This window comes from Methylobacterium sp. WL18, assembly GCF_008040015.1.
Lineage (GTDB): Bacteria > Pseudomonadota > Alphaproteobacteria > Rhizobiales > Beijerinckiaceae > Methylobacterium > Methylobacterium mesophilicum.
Map to the genome: position 1 here is coordinate 1 of NZ_VRVD01000785.1, position 1,925 is coordinate 1,925.

1 protein-coding gene and 1 pseudogene are annotated in these 1,925 nt (G+C 71.6%); both read left to right on the forward strand.

Annotated elements, in window-relative coordinates; translation table 11 throughout:
- The coding region (locus tag FV228_RS28255) for a peptide ABC transporter substrate-binding protein (protein WP_147857519.1) at window positions 1-1,551 on the forward strand (1,551 nt) is incomplete at its 5' end.
- Window positions 1,548-1,925: pseudogene (locus tag FV228_RS28260) on the forward strand (ABC transporter); the annotation flags it as partial. The gene FV228_RS28255 and the pseudogene FV228_RS28260, both read left to right, overlap by 4 nt.

Here is a 1,925-nt window from a genome sequence, read left to right on the forward strand (position 1 = left end):
GCCCTCGCGGTCGCGCGGCCCGCCCGCGCCGGCGAACCCGGCCTCTATCGCCGGGGCAACGACGCCGATCCCGAGACCCTCGATCCGCACCGCTCGTCCACGGTGGCGGAAGCGCACATCCTGCGCGACCTGTTCGACGGCCTCCTGACCTACGACAATCACGGGGCCATCATCCCGGGCGCCGCCCGGTCCTGGACCGTCTCCGATGACGGCCTGACCTTCCGGTTCGACCTGCGTCCGGACGGCCGATGGTCGAACGGCGAACCCGTCACCGCGGACGATTTCGTCTATGCGTTCCGCCGTATCCTGGCCCCGGCCACGGCGGCGAAATACGCAGAGATCCTGTTCCCGGTCCGGGGGGCGGCGGCGGTGAACCGCGGCGAGGCGGCCGGCGACGCACTCGGGGTGGCGGCGGAAGGGCCGTTCCGGCTCAGGATCGCCCTCGAACAGCCGACGCCGTATGTCCTCGAACTCCTGACCCACCAGACCGCCCTGCCGGTACACCGCGCCTCGATCGAGCGCCACGGCGACGCGTTCACCCGCCCGGGCAACTTTGTGACCAACGGCCCCTATCGGCTGGTCGACCGGGTGCCGGGCGGCGCGATCACCCTGGAGGTCAACCCGCACCATCCCGAGGCCGGCGCGGTCGCGATCCGGCGCGTCGCCTTCCTGCCGACACCGGACCTGTCGAGCGCAGTGCGCCGCTACACGGCCGGGGAACTCGACTCGCTGTCCCAGCTCCCGGCCGACCAGATCGCCGACCTGCGCCGCCGGTTCGGCACGCAGGTGGTCCTCGGTCCGTCGCTCGGGCTCGAAACCCTGGTGGTCAACACCCACAAGGCGCCGTTCTCGGACCGGCGGGTCCGCCAGGCCCTGTCGCTGCTCATCGACCGGGAATACCTCGCCGACGGGCTCTACGGTGGCACCATGAGCCCGGCCTATTCCCTGTGCCCGCCGGGCATCGACAATTATCGGACGCCGCCCGAGACCGCGGGGCGCCTGGGCCTGCCGATCGACCACGAGGCGCAGGCGCGCCTCCTGCTCGACGAGGCCGGCTTCGGGCCCGGCCGGCCGCTCACCGTGGAATACCGGTTCAACGTCAGCGACAACAACCGCAACACCGCGGTGGCGGTGGCCGAGATGTGGCGCGACCTCGGGATCAAGACGCGGTTCGTCTACACCGACGCCAAGACGCATTTCGCGTATCTGCGCGACGGCGGCAGCTTCGACGTCGCCCGCTACGCCTGGATCGCCGACTATTCCGACCCGCAGAATTTTCTGTTTCTACTGCAGAGCGGCAACGATGGGCTGAACGCCGGCCGCTGGTCCGACGCGGCCTACGACGCCCTGCTGGCCCGCGCGGCCGGCGAGCGCGACCTCGCCCGCCGGGCCGACCTGCTCTGCGATGCCGAGACCATCGCGCTGCGCGAGTTGCCCTGGATCCCGCTGATGCATTACCGCTCGAAGGCGCTGATCGCACCACGGCTTCACGGTTACGTCCCGAACCTGCGCAACGCCGCGCCGACCCGTTTCATGAGGCTCGACGCGTGATCCGCTTCGTCCTGCGCCGCCTCGCGCAGTCGGTGCCGACGCTGTTCGCGGTGGTGGCCGTGAGCTTCTTCCTGATGCGGCTGGCGCCCGGGGGACCGTTCGACCTGGAGCGTCCGCTGGCGCCGGCCGCCATGGACAATCTGCGCCGGGTCTACGGCCTGGACCGGCCGCTGATCGTGCAGTTCGGCGGCTACCTGGCGGCCCTGGCGCAGGGCGATCTCGGCCCGTCCTTCTCGTTCCGCGATCAAAGTGTGCGCGACCTGATCGCCCGGGGGCTGCCGGTCTCGGCGACCCTCGGCGCCCTCGCCCTGGCGCTCGCGGCCTGCCTGGGGATCGGGCTCGGGACCGTGGCGGCGCTCCGGCGCGGCAGCGCG